We start from the raw sequence: 5,717 nt of genomic DNA, 5'->3' as shown, positions 1-5,717 counted from the left end.
CGCCAGCACCGCGTCGGCGCGTAGACCCTTATGCGCCAGCATGACCAGACAGTGAAACCACAAATCGGCGGTCTCGTGAATAATATCGTGCCGGTCGCCGTTCTTGGCCGCCAGCACCGTTTCGGTCGCTTCTTCGCCGAGTTTTTTTAGGATCGCGTCCAGCCCTCGTGCGTACAGGCCCGCAACATACGACTCATCAGGGTCCGCGTCCTTGCGCTTTTCCAGCACGTCGCCAAGCCGCGTCAGAATATCGGCGTCACGCATAAACTGACCGCGGGTCTTCAATCACAGGGTCAGCGCAAACCCATTCATGCTCGCGCAATTGATGATAAAAGCAGGCTTGCCTGCCGGTATGACAAGCAATGCCGCCCTGTTGTTCGACCCGCAGCAGTAGCGCGTCGCGATCGCAGTCCAGACGGATGTCCTTCACCCGCTGCACATGACCTGACCTTTCCCCCTTGCGCCACAGACGCTGACGCGAGCGCGACCAGTACACGGCCTGACCGCCCTCTACGGTCTGCGCGAGCGCCTCGCGATTCATCCAGGCCAGCATCAACACCTGTCCGTCGGTCTCCGACTGCGCGATAACGGGCACCAGGCCGTCGGCATTCCAGCGGATCTTGTCGAGCCAGTTGTCGCCCACGCGTTCATCATTCGCCATGCGCGCTAGCTTATCACAGGCCAGAAATGACGGCCGGCGCCTGCATAGGCGACTGGTTAAGACGACGATGCCCGCCAGGCGTTCATAGGCGGATTTCTATGCCGCGCGCCGCCATGCGCTGTTTGGCTTCTCCAATCGTGTATTCGCCGAAGTGGAAGATGCTGGCCGCCAGCACAGCGTTGGCGCCGCCGAGCAACACGCCGTCCACGAGATGATTCAGATTGCCCACCCCGCCCGATGCGATGACCGGCACCCCCACGGCGTCCGCGACGGTCCGCGTAAGCGCAAGATCAAACCCCTTGCGGGTACCATCCCGGTCCATGCTGGTCAGTAATATCTCGCCGGCGCCCATTGCTTCCATGCGCTGCGCCCATGCGACCGCATCCAGACCTGTCGCCGTGCGGCCGCCGTGGGTGAATACCTCCCAGCGGTCAGGTTCGCCATCGCGGCTGGCGCGTTTGGCGTCGATCGCAACGACGATGCACTGCGATCCCACGGTATCGGCCGCCTGTTTCACCATCATTTCATTGGCTACCGCGGCGGTGTTGATACTGACCTTGTCCGCGCCGGCGTTGAGCAGCCGCCGGATGTCGTCAACGTTGCGCACGCCGCCGCCCACGGTCAGCGGAATAAACACGCGCGACGCCACTCTTTCGACCACATGCGCCATGGTGTCCCGTTCATCGGAACTGGCGGTGATATCGAGAAAGGCCAGCTCATCCGCACCGGCCGCATCATAGCGCTGCGCGATTTCTACCGGATCGCCTGCGTCGCGTATGTCGACGAAGCGCACGCCTTTCACGACGCGGCCCTGATCCACATCAAGACACGGGATGATGCGTTTGGCTAGCGCCATGCGCCGCTACGGTGCGGCGCAAAGCGAGTCGGCCAGCGACTGCGCCGACTCGAATTCAATGGCACCCTCGTACAGCGCGCGCCCGATGATGATCCCCGCGATGCCCTCGTCGGCGACTTCGCAAATCGCCCGTACGTCCTCCAGACTGGTGACGCCGCCGGACGCGATGATTGGAATGTGCACGGAACTCGCGAGCTTGACCGTGGCCTCGAGATTGACGCCGGACATCATGCCGTCGCGGCTGATATCGGTATAGACGATGGCGGCGACGCCGTCCTGCTCGAAATGCTGGGCTATGTCCACGACGTCATGGTGGGAGAGCTTGGACCAGCCGTTAATCGCGACCTTGCCGTCCTTGGCGTCCAGTCCCACGATGATGTGACCGGGAAACTCCAGACATAAATCGTTGACAAAATGCGGCGCGCTGACCGCCCTGGTGCCAATAATGACGTATTGAACCCCCGCATCCAGATACGCCTGCACCGTATCCTCGTCGCGTATGCCGCCGCCGATCTGAATCGGCACATCGGGATATTGCGCCGCGATGCGCCGCACCAGGCTCGCGTTTACCGGGGCGCCCGTCGCGGCGCCGTCCAGATCCACCACGTGCAGGCGTCTCGCGCCCGCCTCGACCCAGCGCGTCGCCATCGCCAGCGGATCATCCGAAAATTCGGTGACATCGTTCATGCGGCCTTGTCGCAAGCGGACGCATTTTCCATCCTTGACATCGATGGCCGGGATCAACAGCATCTGAGCCCCCAATCAATAACACTTTGCCTTAACGACATTACCCTAAACCAACGCGATGTAAACAGTTAATACCGGCGCCGTCCGATGCTCAGGCCGCGCCATCCCAGCGCACGAAATTGCCAAGCAGCGCCAAGCCCGCCGAAGCGCTTTTTTCAGGATGGCACTGCATGGCGAAGATGTTGTCGCGGGCGATGACCGAGGCGAATGGTATGCCGTACTCGGTGGTGCCCGCGGTCAGGCTGGCATCCCGCGGCACGACATAGTAGCTGTGGACAAAATAAAAGCGGCTGTTATCTGCGATGCCGCGCCACAGCGGATGCGCTCGCGTCTGCGCCACCTGGTTCCAGCCCATGTGCGGGACTTTCAGCCGTGGCGTCGGTTCGCTTGAACCGAACGTATCGCCAAAATACGAGACCCGTCCGGGCAGCAGCCCTAGGCACTCGGTGCCACCATTTTCCTCGCTGAAGTCGACCAGCGCCTGCATGCCCATGCACAGCCCCAGAAGCGGCTTCGCCGCGGCGGCCTCGCGCAACGCTTCGTCCAGGCCATTCTGTCTGAGAAAATGCATGCAGTTGCCGGCCGCGCCCTGTCCTGGAAAAACAATGCGGTCGGACGCTTTCAGCGCGTCGGGGTCGCCCGTCACCGTAACCTGAGCGCGCCCTTCTAACACGTATTCCAGGGCCTTGACGACCGACCGCAGATTGCCCATGCCGTAGTCGATGACCGCTATGGAGCTCATGAATGGAATGCCGAACGCTGAGAGACTACAGATTGCCCGCAAGAGCGCTAGAGGCTGCCTTTGGTCGAAGGAATGAGGTCCGCCATGCGCGGGTCCAGGTCCACGGCCATGCGCAACGCCCGCCCGAAAGCCTTGAATACGGTTTCGCAAACGTGGTGGGCGTTAACGCCGCGCAGGTTGTCGATGTGCAGGGTCGCATGCGCGTGATTCACAAAACCGTGGAAAAATTCCTGCACCAGATCCACATCGAAATCACCTATGCGGGCGCGCGGATATACGACGTTGTATGTCAGCCCCGAACGCCCGGAAAAGTCGACGACGACGCGCGACAGCGCTTCGTCCAGTGGCACGTAAGCGTGGCCGTAACGATTAATGCCCTTGTTGTCGCCCAGCGCCCCTCGGAAAGCCTGACCCAGCGCAATGCCTGTATCTTCCACGGTGTGGTGCGCGTCGATGTGCAGATCACCAGCAGCCTCGATATCGAGATCGAACAGGCCATGGCGCGCGATCTGATCGAGCATGTGCTCGAAAAAAGGCACGCCCGTGCGCAACTTCGCGTGGCCGGTGCCGCGCAGGTTCAGGTTGATTCTGATTCGGGTTTCGGTGGTGTTGCGTTCAATTGACGCGGTGCGCTGGGTCATGCTGGTGTAAGTGAGCTGCTAAACTTAAAGAATACATCCTGAGGTGCGGTTTTTACACAGGACTCGTTATTGCCGGTTGTCAATGGCCGCGCGTCGGCACCCGTAACCAGAAGGTCACCGGCCCGTCGTTGACCAGATGAACCTGCATGTTCGCGCCGAAGCGACCGGTTTCGACTAATGCGTGACGTTCACGCGCTCGGGCCACGAGATGCTCGAACAGCGTGGCGCCAAGTTCCGGCTGCGCGGCAGACGCGAAACTCGGCCGCGCGCCCTTACGGGTGTCCGCTGCCAACGTGAACTGCGGAACGAGCAGCAGTCCGCCGTGCGTGTCGGTCAGGCTCAGATTCATGCGGCACTCGTTTATGCGGCCCTGGGCGTCCGGGAAGACGCGATAACCCAGAATGCGCTCCAGAAGACGATCGGCGCGCGCCGCGTCATCGCCATGCTCGACCGCCACCATTACCAGCAAACCCCGCCCGATCGACGCGATTGCCACTTTTCGTCGACTTCAACCCGGGCGCACGTCACTCTTTGCAGCAGGCCGATCACCCGAGGCGGTCAGCCATCGCATCGGTTGCACGCACCAGCGCGTCGATTGTCCCCGGCTCGGTCGCGGAATGCCCGGCGTCGGGCACGATTTCCAGCGATGCCTCCGGCCACACCTGATGCAACACCAGCGCTTGTTCGACCGGACACACGATGTCGTAGCGACCGTGCACGATAACGCCTGGCACGTTTCGCAGCCGGTGCGCGTCGCGCAACAGCTGATCCGGAGTCATAAAGCAATCGTTGACAAAGTAGTGACATTCGATCCGCGCCAGACTCAGCGCCACATGCGGATCGGCAAAGTGATTCACTACACCCGTATTCGCGCGTAACGTTGCCGCGCGCCCTTCCCAGACGGACCACGCCTTGGCCGCGGCCATGCGCTGCATCTCGTCGTCGCCGGTCAGACGCTGATAGTAGGCGTGCATCAGGCTTACCCTCTCCGCGGGCGGAATCGGTTCGAGGAAATCCTGCCAATAGTCGGGGAAAATGCGGCTGGCGCCATCCTGATAAAACCAGTCGATATCGCGTTTGCGGCACAGGAATATGCCTCGCAGTATCAAACCCAGCACGCGGTCGGGATGCGCCTGCGCATAGGCCAGCCCTAAGGTCGATCCCCAGGAACCGCCGAACACGATCCAGCGGTCGATGCCCAGATGCGCGCGTAGGCGTTCGATGTCGGCGACCAGCTGTGGCGTGCTGTTGCCCATCAGCGCGGCATGCGGGCTGGAGCGCCCGCTGCCACGCTGATCGAACAGCACCACGCGGTAGCGTTCAGGGTTGAAAAAACCGCGATGATACGGCTCGCAACAGGCGCCGGGGCCACCGTGCAGAAACACGGCTGGCAGACCATCTGCGCGGCCACATTCCTCGGCGTAAAGTTCGTGAGGGTCTTCGACCGGGAGCCGGAATTTGTGATAAGGCGAAACGTTCGGGTAAAGGGATAACACGCTTTTTTCGATCCGTATTCTTCGTGCGGGCGCGTACCTGCGGGTGAACACAGGTCCTTAATGTATTGCGCTTCGCTACGATAATCGTAAAGGCATGATAACCGCCTGTTTGTGGTTTACAAACCTGGCTTGATCTGGGATAAACTGCCGCGGAATTCTTTACTTCGCGCTCGCAATGTCAAGCACCTCAAGCACGCCATTAAAACCACCTAAATCACTGTTGCGGCTCGTCGGCAAGAGTCTGCGCTCGACCCTTTAGCCACTGAATGGCCGCGGGGTTTGAAATTACCGGGGATGACAGGCGTTTGCAGGCCCGCCTGGTCGACGCAGGCTGAGCCTCGGTAGACTGGAATCACCGGTATGCATGGCGCGCCCGCGCCTTCGTTTCGATGCGCCCGCTGTTAGTTCCAGCATTGGTCAAAGTATTGTCGCTGTTGCCATTGCGGGTGGCGCATGGGCTGGGCGCGATGGTCGGTCTGTATATCCATACCCTGCCAACGCCGATGCGGCGGGTTACCGACATCAATCTGACCTTGAGTTTCCCGGAGCGCACGACCGACTGGCGCGCGCGCAC

General features: G+C 61.2%; 8 protein-coding genes and 1 pseudogene. 1 reads left to right on the top strand and 8 read right to left on the bottom strand.

Annotated features, from left to right (window positions below; all coding sequences use genetic code 11):
* The 8 genes and pseudogenes from H0V34_06035 to pip form a co-directional block, all read right to left on the bottom strand.
* On the bottom strand, window positions 1–264 hold a 264-nt coding region (locus tag H0V34_06035), incomplete at its 3' end, for a phosphoribosyl-ATP diphosphatase (protein ID MBA2491270.1).
* Window positions 257–661 (bottom strand): phosphoribosyl-AMP cyclohydrolase, encoded by a 405-nt coding sequence (gene hisI / locus H0V34_06030; GenBank protein MBA2491269.1) that lies wholly within the window; start codon window positions 659–661, stop codon window positions 257–259. The genes hisI and H0V34_06035, both read right to left, overlap by 8 nt.
* A gap of 82 nt (window positions 662–743) precedes the next feature.
* Window positions 744–1,517 (bottom strand): imidazole glycerol phosphate synthase subunit HisF, encoded by a 774-nt coding sequence (hisF, locus tag H0V34_06025; protein ID MBA2491268.1) that lies wholly within the window; start codon window positions 1,515–1,517, stop codon window positions 744–746.
* Between the two features lie 6 nt (window positions 1,518–1,523).
* On the bottom strand, window positions 1,524–2,267 hold the full coding sequence (gene hisA / locus H0V34_06020; GenBank protein ID MBA2491267.1) for a 1-(5-phosphoribosyl)-5-[(5-phosphoribosylamino)methylideneamino]imidazole-4-carboxamide isomerase: 744 nt from the start codon (window positions 2,265–2,267) through the stop codon (window positions 1,524–1,526).
* Between the two features lie 88 nt (window positions 2,268–2,355).
* Window positions 2,356–3,006: an imidazole glycerol phosphate synthase subunit HisH gene (gene hisH / locus H0V34_06015; GenBank protein ID MBA2491266.1), complete on the bottom strand. Its 651-nt coding sequence runs from the start codon at window positions 3,004–3,006 to the stop codon at window positions 2,356–2,358.
* 47 nt (window positions 3,007–3,053) lie between these two features.
* A complete protein-coding gene (hisB, locus tag H0V34_06010; GenBank protein ID MBA2491265.1) occupies window positions 3,054–3,647 on the bottom strand; it encodes an imidazoleglycerol-phosphate dehydratase HisB in 594 nt (197 codons plus the stop codon).
* 79 nt (window positions 3,648–3,726) lie between these two features.
* Window positions 3,727–4,196: pseudogene (locus tag H0V34_06005) on the bottom strand (D-tyrosyl-tRNA(Tyr) deacylase).
* A complete protein-coding gene (gene pip, locus H0V34_06000; GenBank protein MBA2491264.1) occupies window positions 4,193–5,143 on the bottom strand; it encodes a prolyl aminopeptidase in 951 nt (316 codons plus the stop codon). The pseudogene H0V34_06005 and the gene pip overlap by 4 nt, the downstream one beginning before the upstream one ends.
* A gap of 389 nt (window positions 5,144–5,532) precedes the next feature.
* Here pip and H0V34_05995 point away from each other — a divergent pair.
* A partial coding sequence (locus tag H0V34_05995) for a lipid A biosynthesis acyltransferase (GenBank protein MBA2491263.1) occupies window positions 5,533–5,717 on the top strand: 185 nt, incomplete at its 3' end.

The sequence above is a fragment of the Gammaproteobacteria bacterium genome (genome assembly GCA_013696315.1).
Classification (GTDB): Bacteria; Pseudomonadota; Gammaproteobacteria; order JACCYU01; family JACCYU01; genus JACCYU01.
This window is presented reverse-complemented; position numbering and strand designations above follow the sequence as displayed.

Bases quoted from the DNA above. Each gene is read 5' to 3' on its own strand.
- hisI (MBA2491269.1), bottom strand. From the start codon at position 661: ATGGCGAATGATGAACGCGTGGGCGACAACTGGCTCGACAAGATCCGC.
- hisF (MBA2491268.1), bottom strand. From the start codon at position 1,517: ATGGCGCTAGCCAAACGCATCATCCCGTGTCTTGATGTGGATCAGGGC.
- hisA (MBA2491267.1), bottom strand. From the start codon at position 2,267: ATGCTGTTGATCCCGGCCATCGATGTCAAGGATGGAAAATGCGTCCGC.
- hisH (MBA2491266.1), bottom strand. From the start codon at position 3,006: ATGAGCTCCATAGCGGTCATCGACTACGGCATGGGCAATCTGCGGTCG.
- hisB (MBA2491265.1), bottom strand. From the start codon at position 3,647: ATGACCCAGCGCACCGCGTCAATTGAACGCAACACCACCGAAACCCGA.